Annotated in this window: 16 protein-coding genes; 4 read left to right on the plus strand and 12 right to left on the minus strand. The window is 64.1% G+C overall.

The window, feature by feature from the left end; genetic code table 11:
• Positions 1 to 26 precede the first annotated feature (26 nt).
• From JFC13_RS12000 to JFC13_RS12040, 9 genes are all read right to left on the minus strand, one after another.
• Entirely contained in the window at positions 27 to 1604 is a 1578-nt protein-coding gene (locus JFC13_RS12000) for a TRAP transporter large permease (RefSeq protein WP_198397304.1), read from the minus strand.
• A complete protein-coding gene (locus JFC13_RS12005) occupies positions 1601 to 2164 on the minus strand; it encodes a TRAP transporter small permease (protein ID WP_198397305.1) in 564 nt (187 codons plus the stop codon). The genes JFC13_RS12000 and JFC13_RS12005 overlap by 4 nt, the downstream gene beginning before the upstream one ends.
• A 1-nt stretch (position 2165) precedes the next feature.
• Positions 2166 to 3218 carry a DctP family TRAP transporter solute-binding subunit gene (locus tag JFC13_RS12010; RefSeq protein WP_232488538.1) on the minus strand — a complete coding sequence of 351 codons (1053 nt, stop codon included), beginning with the start codon at positions 3216 to 3218 and terminating at the stop codon, positions 2166 to 2168.
• Positions 3219 to 3327: 109 nt separating this feature from the next.
• Complete coding sequence (locus tag JFC13_RS12015; RefSeq protein ID WP_198397306.1) at positions 3328 to 4200, minus strand: SDR family NAD(P)-dependent oxidoreductase; 873 nt, start codon at positions 4198 to 4200, stop codon at positions 3328 to 3330.
• Positions 4197 to 6017, minus strand: coding sequence for an AMP-binding protein (locus JFC13_RS12020; protein ID WP_198397307.1), 1821 nt, complete (start codon positions 6015 to 6017; stop codon positions 4197 to 4199). Before JFC13_RS12020 ends, JFC13_RS12015 begins: the two co-directional genes overlap by 4 nt.
• The gene (locus JFC13_RS12025) at positions 6017 to 7180 is read right to left on the minus strand and encodes a thiolase domain-containing protein (protein WP_198397308.1); all 1164 of its coding nucleotides are present in this window, start codon (positions 7178 to 7180) and stop codon (positions 6017 to 6019) included. The genes JFC13_RS12020 and JFC13_RS12025 overlap by 1 nt, the downstream gene beginning before the upstream one ends.
• Positions 7181 to 7425: 245 nt before the next feature.
• Positions 7426 to 10029 (minus strand): GcvT family protein, encoded by a 2604-nt coding sequence (locus JFC13_RS12030; protein WP_198397309.1) that lies wholly within the window; start codon positions 10027 to 10029, stop codon positions 7426 to 7428.
• A 110-nt stretch (positions 10030 to 10139) separates the two neighbouring features.
• Positions 10140 to 11669, minus strand: coding sequence for a flavin reductase family protein (locus tag JFC13_RS12035; RefSeq protein WP_198397310.1), 1530 nt, complete (start codon positions 11667 to 11669; stop codon positions 10140 to 10142).
• Positions 11666 to 12970, minus strand: a complete 1305-nt coding sequence (locus JFC13_RS12040) for an aromatic ring-hydroxylating oxygenase subunit alpha (RefSeq protein ID WP_198397311.1) — start codon at positions 12968 to 12970, stop codon at positions 11666 to 11668. The genes JFC13_RS12035 and JFC13_RS12040 overlap by 4 nt, the downstream gene beginning before the upstream one ends.
• 179 nt (positions 12971 to 13149) lie before the next feature.
• On the opposite strand from JFC13_RS12040, the gene JFC13_RS12045 reads away from it, so the two are divergent.
• Positions 13150 to 14091, plus strand: a complete 942-nt coding sequence (locus JFC13_RS12045; RefSeq protein WP_101570094.1) for a LysR family transcriptional regulator — start codon at positions 13150 to 13152, stop codon at positions 14089 to 14091.
• A gap of 237 nt (positions 14092 to 14328) precedes the next feature.
• A complete protein-coding gene (gene fdhA, locus JFC13_RS12050) occupies positions 14329 to 15543 on the plus strand; it encodes a formaldehyde dehydrogenase, glutathione-independent (RefSeq protein ID WP_198397312.1) in 1215 nt (404 codons plus the stop codon).
• Between the two features lie 238 nt (positions 15544 to 15781).
• On the opposite strand, the gene JFC13_RS12055 is transcribed toward fdhA, so the two are convergent.
• Positions 15782 to 16978 (minus strand): M20 metallopeptidase family protein, encoded by a 1197-nt coding sequence (locus JFC13_RS12055; RefSeq protein ID WP_198397313.1) that lies wholly within the window; start codon positions 16976 to 16978, stop codon positions 15782 to 15784.
• 125 nt (positions 16979 to 17103) lie between these two features.
• Positions 17104 to 17493, minus strand: coding sequence for a MarR family transcriptional regulator (locus tag JFC13_RS12060; RefSeq protein WP_198397314.1), 390 nt, complete (start codon positions 17491 to 17493; stop codon positions 17104 to 17106).
• A 244-nt stretch (positions 17494 to 17737) separates the two neighbouring features.
• On the opposite strand from JFC13_RS12060, the gene JFC13_RS12065 reads away from it, so the two are divergent.
• Together JFC13_RS12065 and JFC13_RS12070 are read left to right on the plus strand one after the other, a co-directional pair.
• A complete protein-coding gene (locus tag JFC13_RS12065; RefSeq protein ID WP_198397315.1) occupies positions 17738 to 19210 on the plus strand; it encodes an MFS transporter in 1473 nt (490 codons plus the stop codon).
• A gap of 133 nt (positions 19211 to 19343) precedes the next feature.
• The gene (locus JFC13_RS12070; RefSeq protein ID WP_198397401.1) at positions 19344 to 19889 is read left to right on the plus strand and encodes a dihydrofolate reductase family protein; all 546 of its coding nucleotides are present in this window, start codon (positions 19344 to 19346) and stop codon (positions 19887 to 19889) included.
• A 60-nt stretch (positions 19890 to 19949) separates the two neighbouring features.
• Here the strand turns inward: JFC13_RS12070 and JFC13_RS12075 are convergent, their stop codons facing one another.
• Entirely contained in the window at positions 19950 to 20306 is a 357-nt protein-coding gene (locus tag JFC13_RS12075; protein ID WP_198397316.1) for a VOC family protein, read from the minus strand.
• Between the last annotated feature and the right edge of the window lie 203 nt (positions 20307 to 20509).

Raw genomic sequence — 20509 nt, forward strand, 5'->3', positions numbered from 1 at the left:
CAGTGGTGTGGTGGGCGGGTCTTAAGCTAGCCGACGCCGAGGAGGTCGGGCAGCCAGTTCGAGATCGCCGGGACGTAGGTGATGAAGAGCAGGGCGATGATTGCGCAGATGAGGAACGGCATGATCCCGCGGATCACTTCCTCGAGTCTGATCTTGCCGATGCCGGCTCCGACGTAGAGGTTGAGTCCCACGGGCGGTGTGAACAGGCCGATCGCGAGGTTGACGGTCATGAACACACCGATCGTCGTCATGTCCACGCCGACGGCCAGAAGGATGGGCACGAGGATCGGGATGAACAGGTAGAACGCGCTGATCGCGTCGACGAAGGCGCCGACGATGAGCAGGATGATGGTGATCACCGCGAGGATGACGAACTTGTTGTCGGTGACCCCGAGCACCGCTGTCGACACCGTCTCGGCGATGCCTTCGACCGTGATGACGTAGGAGAAGAGGCTGGCCACGCCGACGATGAACATGATGACGGCCGTCGAGACACCTGACTCGAGGAACACCTTGGGCAGGTCAGGCCATTTCAGTTCGCGGTAGACGAAGAGACCCACCAACAGTGCGAACACCGACGCCACGGCACCGGCCTCCGTGGGGGTGAAGATTCCGCCGTAGATGCCGCCGAGGATGATCACGGGGATGAGCAGACCCGGAATGGCTTTGACCAGGGCTGCGAGGAATTCGCCGAAGCTGCCTTCGGCAGGCGCGGCTGTGCCGGTCACGTCGCCGGTTGTGTTCCCGGAGCCGGTCGTCACACCGGTGCCCGCCGAGGTGGCCGAGCGGCTCGTCGACACGGGCGCTCCAGCCCTGTTCGCTTTCAACAGACGGGTCTTCGTCGCACTGGTGCCACCGGCTCCTGCCGCCGAGGACGACGCTGTCGTCGACGATGCGGTCGACGCCGAGGACACGGCCACCTCGGCGCCGGTGGTGGTTGCGGGCTCACGCCCTGCAGCCAGCAGCCCCTTGCCCGATTTCACGGGCAGGCCCGCGAGCTCACGAACGCGGGGGACGAAGAGCGCGGCGATGAAGAACGCCACGGCCATGATCACGCCGGGCACGATGCCGGCGATGAAGAGCCGCGTGATCGAGATCGACCCGAACTCCGAGGCGACGACGGCGAAGATGATGAACGCGATCGAGGGTGGAACGACGATGCCCATCGACCCGGAGGCCGCGACGAGGGAGACTGCGTGCTTCTTCTGGTATCCGTTGCGGATCAGGGCGGGGATGAGGATCGCGCCGATCGCGGCCACTGTGGCCGGTCCGGATCCGGAGATCGCGGAGAAGAAGAAGGCGGAGATGATCGTCACCGCGGCCAGGCCGTGGCTGAAGCGACCGAAGACTAAGAACGCGAGGTCGACGAGGCGCTGCGAGATGCCCGTGTACTGCATGACGATGCCGGCGAGGACGAAGAACGGGATCGCCAGCAGCGTGCCCGAACTCAGCGACGGGAACATCACCGAGGGCACCACGTCCAGAACTTGGAGACCGTCGGTGGTGATGAGCACCGTGACGGCGGACAGGCCGAGGGCGAACGCCACCGGGATGCCCAGGGCGAGGAACAGGAAGAAGCTTCCGAACAGCAGCAGCGTGATCATTTGCGGCCTTCCTGACGGTCGGTGGGAGGGGTTTTCAGCTCTGCAGCGTCGATGACGGGGGCGGCCTCCTGCGCCATGCGCTGCGCGACCGCCTCGGCGGAGGTGTCCTCATGCAGCGACACACGAGCGGCCTGCAGGGTGCGGACGATTCCGAGCAGCCCGGCCAGCGGGATGGACAGCGTGAACAGCCATTGCGGGATGCCCAGTGATGGGGTCGCGCGGCCGCGGATGGCCTGGTGGATCATCATCTCGGAGCCCCAGATGAGGAGGACGGCGAGGAAGACGATCATCAGGGCCGCGCCGATGATGATGAGGGATCTGCGGATCTTCGGCTTCGCGTTCTCAACGAGGTAGGTGAAACCCAGGTGAGCGCCGAGGCGGATGCCCACGACCGCTCCCATCATCGTGAGCACGACGAGGAGGTTGATCGTGATCTCCTCACTGAAGGCCAGCGAGGCTTGGAAGGTGTAGCGGGAGACGACGTTGACGAAGGTGACGAGGACGATCACCATGAACGAGGCGATGACGACCCAGTCTTCGAACCATTTGACGATTTTCATCTCAGAGTCCTTCCGGAATGAACGCTTCGGACATGTCCTGGCCCCAGATCTTGCGGTATTGGGCGTACAGCGGTTCCAGGGTGGTGCGGAACTCGTCCTTCTCGGACTCGGTGAGTTCGTTGACCTCCATGCCGCTGTCCTTGAGCTCCTTGATCAGCTTCTCCTCGCCATCGCGGTTCTTCTTGATCTGGAACTCATTGGTCTCCTTGGCCAGGCGGCTCACGAGTTCCTGATCCTCGGCGTCGAGGGAATCGAAGAGGTCCTCGTTGACGCCGAAGACCAGCGGGTCATAGGAGTAGTTCCACAGGGTCAGGTAGGGCTGGACCTCCTGCAGGTTCGAGGAGTAGATCACGTCGATCGGGTTTTCCTGGCCATCGATCGCGCCTTGCTGCAGTGCGGTGAACACCTCGCCGAAGGGCATGGTCGTCGGGTTGGAGCCCAGCGCCCGGTACAGGTCGGTGTAGAGACCGAAGCCGGGGATGCGGAACTTGAGTCCGTGCAGGTCATCTGGAGTGTGGATCGGGTGGTGGGTGTTCGTGAGCTGACGCATCCCCGATTCGCCGAAGCCCAGCAGGTGGACGCCGTGCTCGGACAGGTAGTCGGCGTAGACCTCTCCGCCCGTGCCCGCCAGTGCTTTCTGCCCATCTTCGACGCTGTCGAAGATGAAGGGGGCGGTGACGGTGCCGAAGCGCGGGTCGACGGCCGAGTAGATGATCGGCGAGTTGTAGGAGAAGTCCTTCGCCCCGTCCATGAGCTGCTCGACGCCTGCGGTGGCCTCACCGGCGGAGAGACGTTCGTTGCCGAAGACCTTCAGGGTGATGCGGCCGTTCGTCTCCTCTTCGAGGTCCTTCGCGAACTTCTCCGCCGCGATGTACCAGGTGCTCGTGGAACCGGTCGTGACCGTCATCTTCCACCGGTACTTCTGCTTCCCGTCCTCGGTCGTGCCGAAGTTCGTTCCGCACCCGCTGACCAGCAGCACGAGCGTGACCAGCACGGCGAACCAGGCAAGCATGGTCCTCTTCGTCGGTGTTGTCGGCACCCTTGCCTCCATCATTGAGTTGTTCCTGTCTGTCTTCATCGTCGCGACTGCTTCGTCACGGCTGGTTCTGTCGATCTGTTCAGGCCCGGGATCTGATCAGGTCTCCGGGGTCAGGTCGTCCGGGTCAGGTCTTCGGGGTGCCGGCGAAGTGGACGAGTCCGCCGTCGACGGGGATGAGTGTGGAGTTGATATAGCTCGAGTCGTCCGAGGCGAGGAACACAGCGAGCTTCGCAATGTCCTCCGGCTGGCCCATCTTCCCAGTCGGGGAGAGTGCGTGCCGGGCAGAGAGCATGTCTTCGACCGAATCGTAATGGCCGCTGATCGAGTTGTGGATGAGCGGTGTCTCGATGAGGCCCGGAGCGATCGAGTTCGCGCGGATGCCCTCAGCTGCGTATTGGGCGCCGACGACCTTCGTGAGTTCGATGAGTCCGGCCTTCGATGCGGCATAGGCGGGGTAGTCGTAGCCCATGTAGCGCATTCCACCCACCGAGGAGACCGTGATGATCGATCCGCCTCCGGCCCTGCGCATATAGGGCAGTGCCTGCTGCATCGCGGCGAAGGCTCCGGTGAGGTTGATGTCGAGGGCCTTGGCGAAGGCAGCCGTCTCCAAGGTATCGAGTCCGCCGTTGACGACGATGCCGACGTTGTAATGCAACACCGTGGGTTCGCCGAGGCTGCTCGCACAGTGGTCGAAGGCCGCTGATAGTGATGCCTCGTCCCCGACATCGGCGACGACCGTGGTCACCCGCGAGTCCAGGTCAGCACCAGGTTCGGCCTCGCCGAGGAGGTTCCCCGTCGCGTGCGAACCGCCGGGGCCGGTTCCGGTTCCGGCGAGAGCAGCCTGAGCGTGGTCGAGGGCGACAGTGTCACGGTCGACGATGCAGACCTTCGCACCTGCGGCAAGGAACGCCTTCGCTGCGGCGAAGCCGTTGTTGACCTGCCCGTCCGGCGTGCCGCAGCCGATGGCCATGACGATTTTGTCCTTGAGATCGCTCATCGTGCGCTCCCCCGCCCTTGTGAGTATTCGGCTCTGAGTTCCTTGCGAGCCAGCTTCCCATAGGCGGTGACGGGCATCGCCGCGACGAAATGGATCTCCTTGGGCACCTTATACGCCGCCAGCGTGGACTTGCACAGCGCACGCAGACGCTCGCTCGGGTCCGTTCCGGCGCTCGGGGCGGTGCTGGGGTCGGCACTCGGGTCGGCGCCCGGGTCGGCGCCGGCATTCGACTTGCCGCCGCTGCTCGCCTGCTCGACGATCGCGATTCCGATCTCTCCCCACTGCGCATCGGGCACGCCCACGACGACGGCCTGAGCCACCTCGGCGTCGGTGAGAAGAAGCTCCTCGATCTCACGCGGGTACACATTCGACCCACCGGAGATGTACATATCGGATTTGCGGCCGGTGAGGAACAGGAAACCCGACTCGTCGAGGTAGCCGACGTCGCCGGTGTGGAAGACGCCATGGGCGAAGGATTCGGCGTTGGCGTCGGCGCGTCCCAGGTAGCCGGCGCAGACAGTGGGCCCGCCCACGCAGACCTCGCCCTGCTCACCGGATGAAAGTTCGGCTCCGGTCTCGTCGAGGATGATGATGTCGACTCCGGTGCGGGCTCTGCCACAGGTGCCGATGCCGGCGGAGTCGACGGGAATCGTTCCGTGCTCCTCGGGGCGCAGGACTGTGATCGCACCGGTCACCTCGGCGAGGCCGAAGTACTGCACCAAGCAGGGACCAAGGCGTTGAAGGGCCCGTGACTGGTCGGCTGCGAGCATCGGAGCACCCGCGTAGATGACCCGCTTGAGGCTGTGATCGCCCGGCCCGCGGTCTGCGGGGTAACCGGCGACGATGCGGTTGAGAATGGTCGGGACCGTGAAGGCGTTGGTGATCTCATAGCCGTCGATCGAGTCCCACAGGGTGGCCGAATCGACCTTGCCACCAGGGTGGATGACCGACGGTGTGCCGCCGAATACCTGCGCGAGCATATGGATTCCCGCCCCATGTGACAGAGGCGCGAGCACGAGCGAGGCCCCGTTCTCGTCCTCGGTGGGAAAGAGATCGCAGCGATGATTCATGAGCACGGCGCCGAGGTGACGGTGCGTGAACGTCGCGGCCTTGGGTTTGCCCGTGGACCCGGAGGTGAAGAAGTACCAGCAGGGGTCATCCTCCTCGACCGCGAATTCTCCGATCTCGTCACGTGCCGCAGCCGCAGCAGTCGGCGACGACGCGTCGCCCTGGGCAGCCGAGCTCGAGCGGACCCCTTCTCCGTCCGCTTCCATCGAGCGGACCACTTCGCGTCGAGAGGACCCTTTATAGCCTGCTCGTTCGACGCTAACTGGTCCGCTCGATGAGGGCAGTTCATGTGGCAGCTCGCCGATCCACAGCACGGCACCGGTGAAGCCTGCCTGCTTCAGCGCTTCAACGAAGTCAGCGTGGGCGCGGTCGACGATGACGGCTGCGGGTGCGACATCGGACGAGATGCTCAGCAGTTCCTCGGTCGACAGGGCCGCATTCGGTGGGGCGATGACGGCACCGGCACGGATGATGCCCCAGAAGGACTGGATCACCTCGGCGTGGTTGGCCGAGACGAGGAGGACGGTGTCACGCCTGCCCACTCCCCCGTCTTGGAGGGCCAGTGCCAGTGCCTCTGCCCGGTCGTCGAGTTCCCGCCAGGTCCAGCGCACTGAGTGGTCGTCGTCGATGACCGCGGTGCGGTCGGGGATCCGACGGGCCGTCTGGGTGAGGAAGCGGGAGACGTTGACCCCTCGCCGAGGTGTGGGTGTGAAGTCCTTGGCCGGCGAGGTCTGGGAGATGGCGCGCATCAGCGTGCGCGCTCGAGGATCGAGGCGAAGTTGGATACGGCGGCTCCGCCCATGTTGAAGACTCCGGCCAGTTGCGGATCTTTGATCTGGATGCCTGGTGAGCGGCCCGTGAGCTGGGCGGCGGCGAGCGCGTGCATGGAGACTCCGGTGGCGCCGATCGGGTGGCCCTTGGCCTTGAGTCCGCCGGAGGCGTTGACCGGCAGCCGTCCACCGACCGCAGTGGTTCCGTCGTCGATGAGGCGGTGGCCCTGGCCGGGTGCGGCGAGTCCGAAGGCTTCGTATTCGAGGAGTTCGGCGATGGTGAAGCAGTCGTGGGTCTCAAGCAGGTCGAGGTCGAAGATGTTGACGTCCGCGGCCTTCAGCGCCTGGTTCATGGCGGCCCGGCCCCCGGCGAACTCCAGCGGATCACGCTTCGACAGCGGCAAGTAGTCGTTGGCGTTGCCCATGCCGCGCCAGGTCACGGCCTGCGGTGCTGAGGCGGCGACATCCTCGGCAGCCATGACAAGAGCGACTGCTCCGTCGGAGACCATCGAGCAGTCGGTGCGGCGCAGTGGTTCCGCGACATAGGGGTTCTTCGCCGAGACCGTGTTGCAGAACTCGAAGCCGAGGTCCTTCTGCATGTGGGCAAGCGGATTGTGGGAGCCATTGGCATGATTCTTCGCGGCAATCCTGGCCAGGGTTTCCGAGTGGTCACCGTAGCGATCGAAGTACTGGCGGGCGATCTCTCCGAAGACACCGGCGAATGACTTGAAGTGCTCCTCTTCTTCCCGGTAGCTGGCACTGAGCAGGACCTCGTTGACGTCATGACCCGATGCCTGGGTCATACGTTCTGCCCCGATGACCAGGGCAGTCTTATGCCGGCCGGCGGCAATGGAATCATGGGCGGCGAAGACCGCGGTCGAGCCCGTGGCACAGGCATTCTCATGCCGGTGCGCTGGTGTGAGGGCCAGTTCGGGGAAGACGACCCCGGGAAGCGCTGCCTCGAATCCCTGCTTGGACAGACCGTTGTTGTAGACGCCGACGTGGATGACGTCGATGTCGGCCGGTTCGAGCTCCGCATCGGCAATGGCCCCTCGGGCGACCTCGGCCATCATCTCGGGAAGAGGAGATTCGGAACGTCCGAACTTTCCGTGGGACCAACCGATGATCGCAGGCTTGGGCATGGACACTCCTTTGGGTCCGCCACCGAGGTGGGGAAGTCGACAGTAACTCTTGCTGTCATACTTTCGTCAGTCCCAGTTATCGGTCAATACGAATCCACCATATGGAACACCGGTGGCCTGGCACCCCCAGCCCACTTTGGCGAACCAACGCCGCCCTGCCGAGACACACATGTCTGCACAGGTGTCTCGGCAGGGCGGCGTTGGTTCGATGATGTCGGTGCGGGGCTCCTCAGCTCTTCTTCTCGTCAGCCCTTCAGTCGGGTCATCTCCGGGTCGAAGATGGGCTCGGCGGTGACAGTCGCCGGCAACCTGCGTCCCAGGTACTCGATTTCGACGCCGTCGCCGACGGACAAGGTGTTCGGCAGCCAGGCGTAGGCGATGGTCTGCCCGATCGAGTACCCATAGGACGCCGAGGTGACATAGCCGTCAGCCTTGCCCGCTTCGTTCGCCTCGCCCTCAGCACCAACCCCGGCACCACCACTGGAACTGGCTGTATCAGACCCGTTGCCTGCCCCACCGGTCAGGTACACCGGCTCAGTTCCCAGGACCACGTCCTCGCGCCGGTCCAGAGTCAGGCACGTCAGCTTCTGAGTCGCGGCTGCGGCCCGGTCCGCCAACGCAGCTTTGCCGCGGAAGTCATCGGTCTTCGAGGCCTTGACCGCGAAGCCGAGTCCCGCCTGGACGGGCTCGTGCTCGCTCGTCATATCCGAGCCGAAGGAACGGAAGCCCTTTTCCAGGCGCATCGAGTTGAAGGCTTCGCGTCCGCCGGCGATGAGTCCGTATTCTCTGCCGGCCTCCCATAGAACATCCCAGAGACGATGCCCCAGGTCCGCCGAGGTGTAGAGTTCCCAGCCGAGTTCGCCGACATAGGACAGGCGCATCGCTGTGACGGGGATGCCGCCGATGGTGATCTCCTTGGTGCGGAAGTACTTGAGTCCATCATTGCTGAGGTCGTCTTTGCTGACCTGGGACATCACCTCGCGAGCCAGCGGCCCCCAGAGACCGATGCAGCAGGTTCCCTGCGTCGTCTCGCGCACGGTGGCCCACTTGCTCGGATCTGCCGCCGACTGTTCCCGTGCTGCGCGGGTGATGTTGGCGAAGTCGATGTTCGAGTTCGCTCCCACTTGGTAGGTCTGCTCATCGAGAATCGCGACGGTGATGTCGCTGGTGATGCCGCCTTCGTCATCCAGCAGCAGGGTGTAGCTGACCGCACCGGGTTTGCGCAGCATCGACGAGGTGGTCAGCCCGTGCAGCAGCTCGCCGGCTCCTGGCCCCTTGACCTCGAAGCGTTTGAGAGCGGTCATGTCATACATGGCCACGTTTGTCCGCGTCTTCCACGCTTCGACCGCCGCGATCGGCGAGTGGAACATGTCCGCCCAGCCCTCACGCTCAGGAGCCTTCCATTCCTCAGGCAGGTCGTTGAGCAGCGCAGCGTTGGCTTCGTACCAGTGCGGGCGCTCCCACCCGTTCGTCTCGAGGAAGAATGCCCCGAGCTCCTTCTGCCGGTCATTGAAGGGACTGAGCCGCACGTCCCGAGGCGAGACCCGTGGCTGCAGCGGGTGGATGACGTCGTAGATCTCGACGAAGTTCTGCTGGGAGGTCTCGCTGACGTATTCGGGGGTCGTCAGTGCGTCCTCGAAGCGGTTGAGGTCGATGCCCGACAGGTCCGTGTTCGAACGCCCAAGTGAGATGAGTTCGGCAACGGCCTTCGCGATGCCGGCTCCGTGGGTGACCCAGACTGCCTCGGCGACGAAGAAACCGTCGACTTCTCGGGACTGCCCCACGAGCGATCCGCCGTCGGGGGTGAAGGAGAAGATGCCGTTGAAGCCGCGCTGGACCTGAGTCTGGCGCAGTTCGGGCAGCAGTTCCTTGGTGGCTTCCCACTCTCGGGCGAAGTCCTCCGGGGTGAAGTCCAGGCTCGAGGGCATGACTTCGTCGGTGATCTCGTCGGGCGAATAGGTGCGCAGCGTGTCGAGGTCGACGGGCATCGGCCGGTGGGCGTAGGAGCCGATGCCGATCCGCTCGCCCCATTCGCGGTAGTACAGATCCTTGTCCTGGTAGCGAAGAATGGGCGCCGAGGCTCCTGCCGGCTGCTCGTTCTTGCCGACGAGACTGGGCACCTCGGTTGTCCAGGCGAACTGGTGCCCCAGAGGCAGCAGCGGGATCGTCGTGCCGACCATCTCACCGATCTTCGGACCCCAGAATCCGGCGCAGGAGACGACGATGTCCGCCGGGAACCTGTCGTCGCCGGCCAGCACTGCGGTGACCTTGCCACCGGACTGTTCAATACCGGTGACGGTGGTGCGGTCGCGGAACTCGACACCAGCGGCCCGAGCACGGTCCATGACCAGCTGGGTGCCACGAGCGGCGAGCGCCAGCCCATCTCCCGGAGTCAGAAGCCCGCCGAGGACCTTGTCCGGATTGAGCATAGGGAACAGCCGCAGGCACTCCTGCGCATCAACCACCTCGGCGTCGACACCCCAGGACCGATTCCAACCGGCACGACGGTGCAGATCCTGGAGCCGGTCGTCCTGGGTGGCGATCTCAAGGCCACCGACGGGCAGGAACGAACCGCGACCATCAGGCCCGGTCAGCGAAGTCAGCTTGTCGATCGTGTACTGCGCGAACTCGGTCATCGACTTCGAACCGTTCGAGGAGAACACCAGGCCGGGGGCATGCGAGGTCGAACCACCAGGGATATTCAAGGGCCCCTGTTCGAGCACAAGTGTGTTGGTCCAGCCCAACTGGGCGAGTTCGTCGGCGAGGTTGGCTCCGACGATGCCGGCTCCGATGATGACGACCCGAGGTGAAGATGGTGAGGATGACGAGGAGGGTGAGGAATTCGGCACTGTGTACTCCTTTGTGGTGCAGCTGAAATCTGGGGTGGGTGCGAAATCTGTGGTCGTGCGAATGGTGCAGATGGTGCGATCAGAGAGGGCTGTGCGCCCAACCCGTCGCGTCAGGCGTCGATGACCAGGTCACTCAATGCGGTGGAACAGCAAGGCAGGAACTTGCCGGCGTCGATCTCCCGTGCGCGGATGCCGCCCTGATGGTTCATGTCGACGTCACCGTCGAGCTTGACGACCTTGCAGGACCCGCACATGCCCTCCTGACAGTTCGCCCCGATCTTCACTCCCGCGCGCCTGGCGGCGTCGAGGACGAATTCGTCGGAGGCGACTCGGACGTTGAGCCCGGAACGCACGAACGCCATCGTGTGCTCGCCCTCGCCCACCGTAGCGAAGCTCGCCGGGTCGACAACCGCAGTTTCGTCACCTGGCTCGACAGCGGCTACCGCAGCCTCTCCCGCCGAGGCGGTTGTCGGGTCACCCGCCGAGGCTGCTGTCGGGTCGGTCTCGACCGCCGCCCCCGCCTCGGCGTCAGGCACGATCAGTTCGATCTCCGGTTCGACGGGAACCTCGGCCAAGGCGTCGACGGCCTCCAATGGGGCGCCGGTGACTTCGACGGGACCGTCGGCCGTGTACTCCGGTTCGTACATCTCCAAGGCCGCGGGCTGCGCTTCGTAATACTCCTCGGTCGAGGACGCGATCTCCTCGGCGATCTCGCCTGCGATCGCGACCTCCTCGGCGTATTCGGCACGGGTTGCGCGGTCGCCGGAGAAGAACTCCATGAACACCGAGGTGTCGTCCACGCCGACCTCGCGCAGACAGTCCGTCGCTGTGTTGAGGTAGCCCTCGGGACCACAGGCGAACACTTGGCGCCCATTGGCATCAGGGACGACCTCGTCGAGGAGCGCCGTCGAAAGGCGGCCGGTCTTCCCGACCCATGTACTGGCGGCACCGCCCGACTCCTCCCCCTGCGCCCGATCCCCCAGCGTGTAGATGACCTCGATCCGAAAATCGGCCTTGGCTAAGAAGTTGAGCTCCTCGGAGAAGGCGAAGCGATCCGGCGCAGAGCCGTGATAGAGAAGGACGACATCGGCCTGACCCGGCAGTGAATGGATCGTACGCACCATCGACATGAGCGGGGTGATGCCCGCCCCCGCTGCGAGCAGGAGGTAACGGGCTCGCCGATCGTAGTCGGCGAGGTGGAAGGCTCCCACCGGCCCCAGCATCTCAAGCGTGGCACCGACCCGAAGGGACTCGTGCGCCCAAGGCGAGACGAGTCCCTTCGGGTCACGTTTGATCGTGATGGAGAACGTCCATGGTTCCGTCGGTGCGCTCGAGATCGAGTAGCTCCTCGACACCGGCTCGGCATCCGGACCATGCACGGGAAAGTCGATGTTGATGTACTGACCGGACCGGAATGCCAGTGGAGCACCGTCCATACGCCGGAACACGAAGACCATCATGTCGCCCGCTTCGGGGATGGTCTCCACGCATTCGGCCCAGAATTCCTGCGGGTGCCAGGGACCCAGCGCCGTGGCGGCTCCGGCAGGTCCGGTGGTGGATGAGAGCACCCGGTTCCATGGCATTTCGAGGCCCCGGATCCGCTGTGCCAGCGGAGTCGTGGAGTCGGCGAAGCGCTTCATTCCACGTGCTCCCGCATCCGAGTCACGTACCAGTTGATGAAGGCTTCGACCTGGTATTCGCTCTTCATATAGGGGCCCTGCTCGTAGAACGGGCTCCTCGCACCCTGCTGGCACAGTTCCACGAAGTTCTTGTCCTGCAGGTTCGTCTGCTTCCACGTGTGTGTCAGCGTCTCGAGATCGTAGTCGACACCTTCGACGGCATCGTCGGCGACGAGCCAGGTCGTGCGCACCTGAGTCTGGTGAGCATTGATCGGAAGCACCGTAAAGGTCACGACATGATCGCCGAGGAGGTGGAACCAGCTGTTGGGCTGCAGATGCATGGAGCAGCGACCCAAGCGAAAATCGGGAAGATCGCCGAGGAGCTTCTTCGACAGGCGTCTGCCGTCGGCTGAGAACGACTCTCCCTGCCCATCGAGGGATTCGCGTGAGATCCGGATTCCGGCGATGCGGGTGTCGAGTTCCTCGACGACTTCATAGGGCAGCCCGTAGCGACGGCACCGGTATTCCAGTGAGGCCTGCGCCTGCTGATTGCGGTCCCAGACGTCCTCGAGGTGGGCGGGGATCGTGTCATCGGTCAGCCCCCAGGTCGGGAACAGGGCGCAGGCAAGCTCCGGGTGACCGTCGCAGTGGTAGCACTCGCGGTTGTTCTCCATCACGAGTTTCCAGTTGGCCTCCTCGATGATGTTCTGCTGATACGCCACCTTCGTCTTCGCCAGCTCGTGCGGGGCGACATAGGGTGCGAAGATCGCGGCGGTGTCGTCGAAGTCGGCCGGGGGCTCATCGGCCAGGCACAGGAAGACGAGTCCCGCGACGATCTTCCCGTGCGCACGCTTGAGCGAGTAGCAGGCCTTGTCGAACTCCATCTCACCCGGCGCCGAGGCGTGGATGAGCTGGCCATCGGGCGAGTACGTCCACGAGTGGTACCCGCAGACCAGGTTGCCCGTGGTGCCGGCGGCCTCGGTGAGGACGCGGGCGCCGCGGTGGCGGCACACATTGTGTAAGACGTTGACTCCGCCGTCGTCGGTGCGCAGCACGAGAAGGGAGTAGGGGCCGTAGTCGAGGGTGACATAATCCCCGGGCTCTGGAATCTCTGCAACGCTGCAGGCGAAGACCCAGTTCTGTCCGAAGATGGCCTGCATATCGAGGTTGAAGAGATGGTCATCGGTGTAGAACGGAGCCTCGAGAGAGAATCCGGTGCGTCGCGTGTCGAGCAGTGAACGGATCTCATCAAGTCTCTCTGCGCTGAAGCCGGCAGGGAAGCCCTTCTTCGTCGGCGCCAGATTCACTGCGGTCAATTCCATCTCCCTTGATGTCTGCTGCTGTGCTGCACAGCGCGTCGGCTTCGGCTCCCTGCTCGGAGCACAGTGCCTCGATCCGTGCTGTCACAAACGACACTAGCGACCTGAACACTGCAGGAAAAGCGGGAGATTCTGATTAATTATATGCGGTTTATCCGCATGGTTCGGGGCACAATGGTGTCATGATCGATCCGCGTCTCATCACGCTTCGCACATTCGCCGCCTGTGGTACCGTCGCCGCCACGGCCGAGCTCACCGGCTACTCGCCTTCGGCCGTCTCCGGACAGCTGCGCGAGCTCCAGCATTCACTGGGAATGACGCTGCTCGTCAAGGACGGGCGAGGGTTGCGCCTGACCGCGACGGGTCGGCATCTTGTCCGCCGCTCCGACCGACTCATCGCCGAGTGGGAGGAGATTCGAGCCTCGTCCCTGACGGCCGGCGACCACACCCCCTCACATTTCGGCATCGGCGGGTTCTCCACCGCTTCGTCGAACCTCCTCGCCCCATTGGCTGCGAAGCTGCGTGGGGCTCACCCTGATGTCGGAGTCCACGTGATCGAGGCCAGCCCGGCACGCTGCTTCGAGCTCCTCGTGGCTGAACGCATCGACCTCGCGGTGGTGGTCGCGATGCAGGGTGAGGTTCAGGTCGAGGAGGACCCGCGTTTCGACAAGATCGATCTCCTCGACGATCCGCTCGACGTCATGGTCCCTTCCGACCACGAGGTGGCTGAGCGTGAGTCGGTCTCTCTCGCGGAGCTCGCCGGGGAGGAATGGATCAGTGCCGGACCCGGCTCGCCGTATCACGCGCTGTTCGTTGCGGCGTTCACTGCGGCCGGCGTCACCCCAACCGTCGCCCACGAGACCATCGAGTGGGAGACGTCTGCCGCACTCGTCGGTGCGGGAGTCGGAGTCAGCCTCATTCCGCGGCTGGCCAGTTCACTGGGTGAGGCGAATGTGACACGGGTTCGACTCAGCGGCTCCGGGAGGCTGAGTCGGAAGATCATCGCCGCCGTCAGAGCGGGCAGCCGGGACTCGCCATTCATCAAAGAATCACTGGCGCACCTGCGAACGACCTCGCGGCACATCCTCTCAACCCGCCTCGATGAGACGCCCGCGACGGCCTGACGTGGGTAGTCTCGGGCTGCAGGACGGCCGGGACGGCCTGACGTGGGTGGTCTCGAGGTACGGGACCGGACCTATTGACAGAAGTCTCCCGTGACCGCGAGACTGCTCGTACGTCTGATAACAGACTGATATTTCAGGAACCGTCGGCGCTTCCTGACCGCCTTTTCGCCCACCGACCATGGGACGACGACGCTTCTTGGACATCGACAGCGGTGCGACACAGATGGAGACTCAACGATGAGCAACAAGGCAATCAGCTACGCAGGCCCCGGCAAGGTCGAGGTCATCGACACCGAATATCCCGAGTTCGTCCTCAAGGACGGGCCCGGCGTCCATCCCGCCAATGTCGGCCGCAAGGTCGATCACGGCGTCATCCTCAAGACCGTAGCCACGAACATCTGCGGCTCCGACCAGCACATGGTCCGCGGCCGCACCACTGCACCCGAAGGGCTCGTCCTCGGCCACGAGATCACCGGCGAGGTCGTCGAAGTCGGCCGTGACGTCGAATTCGTCAAGGTCGGAGACCTCGTCTCGGTGCCGTTCAACATCTCCTGCGGTCGCTGCCGGAACTGCATCGAACGCCAGACCGGCATCTGCCTCAACGTCAATCCCGACCGCCCGGGCTCGGCCTACGGCTATGTCGACATGGGCGGATGGGTCGGCGGACAGGCCGAATACGTCCTCGTCCCCTACGCCGACTGGAACGTCCTGAAGTTCCCGGACAAGGACCAGGCGATGGAGAAGATCCTCGATCTTGCCATGCTCTCCGACATCTTCCCCACAGGCTTCCACGGTGCAATCGGCGCCGGCGTCACGATCGGTTCGACGGTCTACGTCGCCGGTGCGGGTCCGGTCGGAATCGCTGCGGCCACCTCGGCGCAGCTGCTCGGCGCTTCGGTCGTCATCGTCGGCGATCTCAATGAGGACAGGCTCGCACAGGCACGCGGCTTCGGGTGTGAGACCGTCGACGTATCCAAGGGCGACCCGAAGGATCAGATCGAGCAGATCCTGGGCACCCCCGAGGTCGACTGCGGCATCGACGCCGTGGGCTTCGAGGCCCGCGGCCACGGCAAGGATGCGGCGACAGAAGCCCCGGCGACCGTGCTCAACTCGCTCATGGACATCACCAGAGCCGGCGGCAGCCTGGGCATCCCGGGCCTCTACGTCACCGGCGACCCGGGCGCAGCCGATGAGGCAGCCCAGCAGGGATCGCTGTCGATGCGCTTCGGCCTCGGGTTCGCGAAGTCACACGTCTTCGTCACCGGCCAGTGCCCGGTCATGAAGTACAACCGCGGTCTGATGCACGCGATCCTGAGCGACAAGGTCACGATCGCAAAGAACGTCAACGCCACCCCGATCGCCCTCACCGACGCCCCGCAGGGCTACGCGGACTTCGACTCGGGTGTCGCCAAGAAGTTCGTCCTCGATCCCCACGGCATGATCAAGGCCTGAGGAATCCGGACACTGGGGGCGCACGGCCTCCAGGGCACGAGGGAGCCACAACCCTCTACCCAGCAACGGTTGGTAACTTCTGCTTGCAGAGCTGAAATTCTTCGAGCAGAGGTTACCAACCGTTCGCCGCCTCTTCGTCGAAACGCGGGCGCTGCGCCGAGCACCAGGGTTCTTTGCACCCAGGTCTCGGCGCAGCGCCCGCGTTTCAGTGCTTCACTCTCAGGCCCTACGCGCAGCCCTAGCTCACCTCGTCGACCAGACGCGCGAACGCGAGGTGGGCCAGGGCTGCAGCCTGGTCGCCGAGGAGCCCGTCGTCGAAGACCACCCGGGGCGAATGGTTCGTCTCGGCGTTCGGGTCGACCCCCTCCGGCGTGGCTCCGAGGAACACGAACGTGCCCGGCACCTTCTCGAGCACATAGGAGAAGTCCTCCGAACCCATCCGCGGCACGGCCATTTCCTGAACGTGCTCGGTGCCGAAGACCTCGCCGAGACGGTCGAGGACGCGCCCTGTCTCGGCGGGGTTGTTCACGGTCACGGGGAAGCCGATTCGGAAATTCACCTCGGCGGTGCACCGGTGTGCCCGAGCAATGTTCTCGGCGATCTCGGGCACACGCTCCTGCAGCAGTGCGATGGAGTCTGCGGAGAGATAACGGACCGAGGCGGTGAGCTTCGCGCTGTCCGGGATGATATTGCTGGCCTGTGAGCCCTCGAGCTGCGTCACGGAGACGACGATGGGATCGAAGATGTCGAAGGACCGAGTCGTCATCGTGTTCAGGGCGAGCGCGATTTCGGCGACCGCTGGGACCGGGTCTCGGGTGGCCTGCGGCTGGGAGCTGTGGCCGCCGGCGCCGTGAACGGTCAGATTGAGGTCGGCGAAGCCGGCCATGAGCGTGCCTGCCCTGGTCGTGAACCGGCCGCGCACATCGGCCTCGACGTGAATTCCGTAGGCGGCGATGACGGGGACACCGGCAGCCTCGAGCACACCCTCGACGATCATCGGCTCGGCTCCGCCTTCGACCTCCTCTGCGGGTTGGAACATGAACACGACGGACCCGGGCAGCTCCTCCCTGTGCGCGGCGAGCAGACGAGCGGCACCGACGAGCCCGGCGGTGTGCATATCGTGGCCGCAGGCGTGCATGTTGGCGTTCGTCGACGCATAGTCCAGACCGGTGTCTTCGACAACGGGCAGGGCATCCATATCTCCGCGCAGCAGCACTGCGGGTCCGGGACGACCGCCCTTGAGCACGGCGACGATCGAGGTCAGCGACTCCCCGGTGGTGATCTCAAGGCCCAGGTCGGCGAGCTCAGCCAGGACAGTCTTCTGAGTGAAAGGCAGCTGGTAGCCGAGCTCGGGATTGGCATGCAGGGTGCGGCGCAGGGCCCGGAGATCGCTCAGCAGGCTCTGAGCTTCGGTGCGAAAATCGGGAATGGACATGGTTCTCCTCTTCGAGTGATGGCTGGCTCAACGTCTCGCGTGCGGTTCGATGCAGTGTGAGCGATGTGCGCAGGGTGCAGTGTGAGCGATGTGCGCAGGGTGCAGTGTGGGCAGCGAACTCGACTCTACTGAGTTCGACCCTCGCCCGGTTCTCCTGTCTCAACGCTGGGGTCAGGGCGAACCGCTTGTCCGTACGCTTGAACGAATCGGCTGAAATCGGCGAGAAAATCCTCGCTGTCCGGACCCAGCGCTTCGAGGCCGGAGTGGTAGGCAGCCATGGACTTCGCAACATCGGCTTCGAAAACCCGCTGTCCCTCGGCTGAAGCAGAGAACTCGTGTGCGGCACTGCTGGCACGGCGATTGCGGTGCAGAAGCCCCGTGTTGAGCGCGGCATTGATCTGGCGATTGACCGTGGACTGCTCGAGCCGCAGCTCCTCGGCGATCTCCTTGAGCGTACGAGCCCGATTGTCGGAGAACATCCACAGGATCCGCAGGTCAGCCGTACCGAGAACCATCTGGTTCCCATGGGTCCTTCTGGCGGCATCAAGTCGCACGATCAGATCGGCAACCCGGCGGTCTCCGGAAACTGGCGCATCGCTGTGATCCCCTCGGCATTCGCCGAGACTCCGAACTATTCTGCGTCTCGCGCTTGATCGCTCGTCCATAGAAATGTATTCTACATAAGTCATAAATATGTAAATTACATATCTGACCGCGGAATACTCCCACAACCGATTCCGAGAAAACGAGGCCAGATCATTGAACTCCCCACGCACGAGCACTGATTCTCCCGAACGAGACAGCGGGCCTGCGGCTCCTCGACCGATTCTCATCGCGATCGTTCTCGGCTTCTCCAGCCTGTGCGCAGCACTCATGCAGTCATTGGTGATCCCCCTCCAACCGGATCTCCCCCAACTGCTGGACACCCCCGCCAGCAATGCAGCATGGGTCGTGACAGCCACACTCCTCGCCGGCGGTGTTGCTATGCCCGTCGCCGGACGACTCGCTGACATCTACGGACGCAAACCGATCCTCGTCGCCTCCGCAGTCATCATGTTGGCCGGGTCCATCATCTGTGCCCTGTTCTCGAGCATCGGCCCCGTGCTCATCGGTCGAATCCTCCAGGGCTTCGCCATGGGCTACATTCCGGTGGCCATCAGCTTCGTGCGTGAGGTGACACCACCGGCGATGCGCAATTCCGCCGTGGCCGGCATCAGCGCCACCCTCGGAGTCGGTGGAGCGCTGGGGCTTCCGATCGCCGCCTGGATCGCTCAGGCCTTCGACTGGCACATGCTGTTCTGGCTCTCCGCCGTTCTCGCGGCTGCGATGATCGTACTCTCGGCCCTCTTCCTCCCGCAGATCTCCCCCGTCGATCGGGGACGCTTCGACCTCCTCGGCGCCATCGGCCTCGCGGTGGGAATCGTCTGCGTGCTCACGGGAGTCTCCAAGGGCAACGACTGGGGGTGGACGGCGCCTTCGACGCTCCTATCTATCATCGGCGGACTCATCGTCCTCGTCGGCTGGGGGTTCTACGAGGCCCATCACACTCACCCTCTCGTCGATCTGCGCACCACGATCAAGCGGCCGATCCTGTTGACGAACATCGCGGCCCTGCTCATCGGCTTCGGGATGATGGCCCAGTCCATCGTCGTCCCCCAACTTCTGCAGATGCCTGAAACCACCGAATACGGACTCGGTCAGACGATGCTCCAAGCTGGACTGTGGATGGCTCCGGGCGGTCTCATGATGCTCGCCTTCACCCCTATCTCGAGTCGCCTGCTCTCGACTCTGGGTGGCCGCTCGACCCTCGCGATCGGCGCCTTGGTCATCGCCGCCGGGTACATATTCGCAGTGTTCCTCGCCGGAGCACCATGGCTGCTCATGGTCGCAACCTGCATCGCCTGCGCCGGAGTGGGAATCGGCTACGCCGCCATGCCAACGCTCATCCTCGAGAACTCCCCCGCCTCCGAGGCCGGTGCCGGGGTGGGCGTCAATGCCCTCATGCGCTCGATGGGAACGACTGCGGCAGGTGCCGTGATGGCGATCATCCTGACAAGTCAGACCGTGCCGAACAATGGAATTGAGATCCCCGCCGAGGCGGCCTTCCGCACCTGCTTCATCGTCGGAGCCGGGGCAGCATTGGCCGGAGCTCTCGTCGTGCTTCTGATCAAGCGCAGCAAGCCGGAATCGCACGTGGTCGAGACCTCGACACACGCCGAGTCCCACGCCTGATCCCCACGACCCCTCGAAGCCCGAGGCCCATGAACTCTCTGGACTCATGGACCTCGGGCTTCGTCGTGCGTACCGTGGAAACGAAGACGATCAACGACGAGACTGATTGACGACGCTCAAAGAGGAGCCCACCGTGCGCATCATCATCACCCAGAACATGACACTTGACGGTCGAGTCGAAATGCTCGACAACTGGTTCGACCCACAGGCCCAGGACGAGGAGCTGTCCGCCGAGCTCATGCGGCAGTCGGCCAACGACGATGTGCTGCTGCTGGGTCGGCAGACCTTCGAGGACTTCCGTGGCTATTGGCCCTTGCAAACCGATGACACCACAGGGGTCGCCGATCATCTCAACCGGGTCGACAAGCGGGTTGTGTCGACCACCCTGACCGAACCCGATTGGGAGAACTCGAGCATCATCGACGGCGATCCCGTCGACGCAGTCGCCGCCCTGCGCGAAGAGCCCGGACGCGATGTGATTCTCACCGGCAGCATCACCCTGGCGCATGCGCTCATCACCGCCGAGGTGGTCGACGAGTTCCGGATGTTCACCTATCCGGTGTGGCAGGGACGTGGCCGCGGCTTCTTCCCCGAGGACGTCCAGCCCCGACTGCAACTGCTCGACTCGAAGTCCTTCGTCAGCGGCATTGTCTATTCGGCCTACCGCCCACAGGCGTGAAGCGACTCACCCACCTCTGAACACACCGGGTCATACGGGACTCGAACCGCACCGGTCATCTCACTCCGTACCGAACATGACCTTCCGACCGTCCGGGTCTTCGACCGTGACGACAACATCATCGACCTCAATGAGTGGTGCACCCACACTCTTCACGTGATCGAGGAATGCCCCCAGATCGGGGATCCGGAAGTAGAGGTGGGTGAGATTGGAGGCCGGGTTGGGCGGATAGCTGTAGTCCGCGAAGGCTTTTGCGTTATGGAGAGCAATCTGGAGGCCGTCGATGTCCAGCATCCAGTAGGTGTACTCGTCGCTGCTGACGGCTTCCACCGGCACCCCGGCGACGTCCCGGTAGAAGTCAGCTGTCACCTCGGCGTCATCGCAGGTCAGGAACACTCCGCGAAATTTCGATTGCATCCGTGGACACCTCCGTCCGCAGCCCGGCCTCCGGTGGGGGCCGACCGCACATCCGATTCATCCGAGTCTATCCGCAGTCGCTGACTCGACATAGGAGTATCGCTGACTCGACATAGGAGTATCGCTGACTCGACGGAGGGGTATCGCGAACTCGACATAGGGGTAGCACGAAGAAGACCCGAGGCATTGAGCACCCCCATGGA

This window comes from Brevibacterium antiquum (genome assembly GCF_016107655.1).
In the GTDB taxonomy this organism is placed as follows: domain Bacteria; phylum Actinomycetota; class Actinomycetes; order Actinomycetales; family Brevibacteriaceae; genus Brevibacterium; species Brevibacterium antiquum.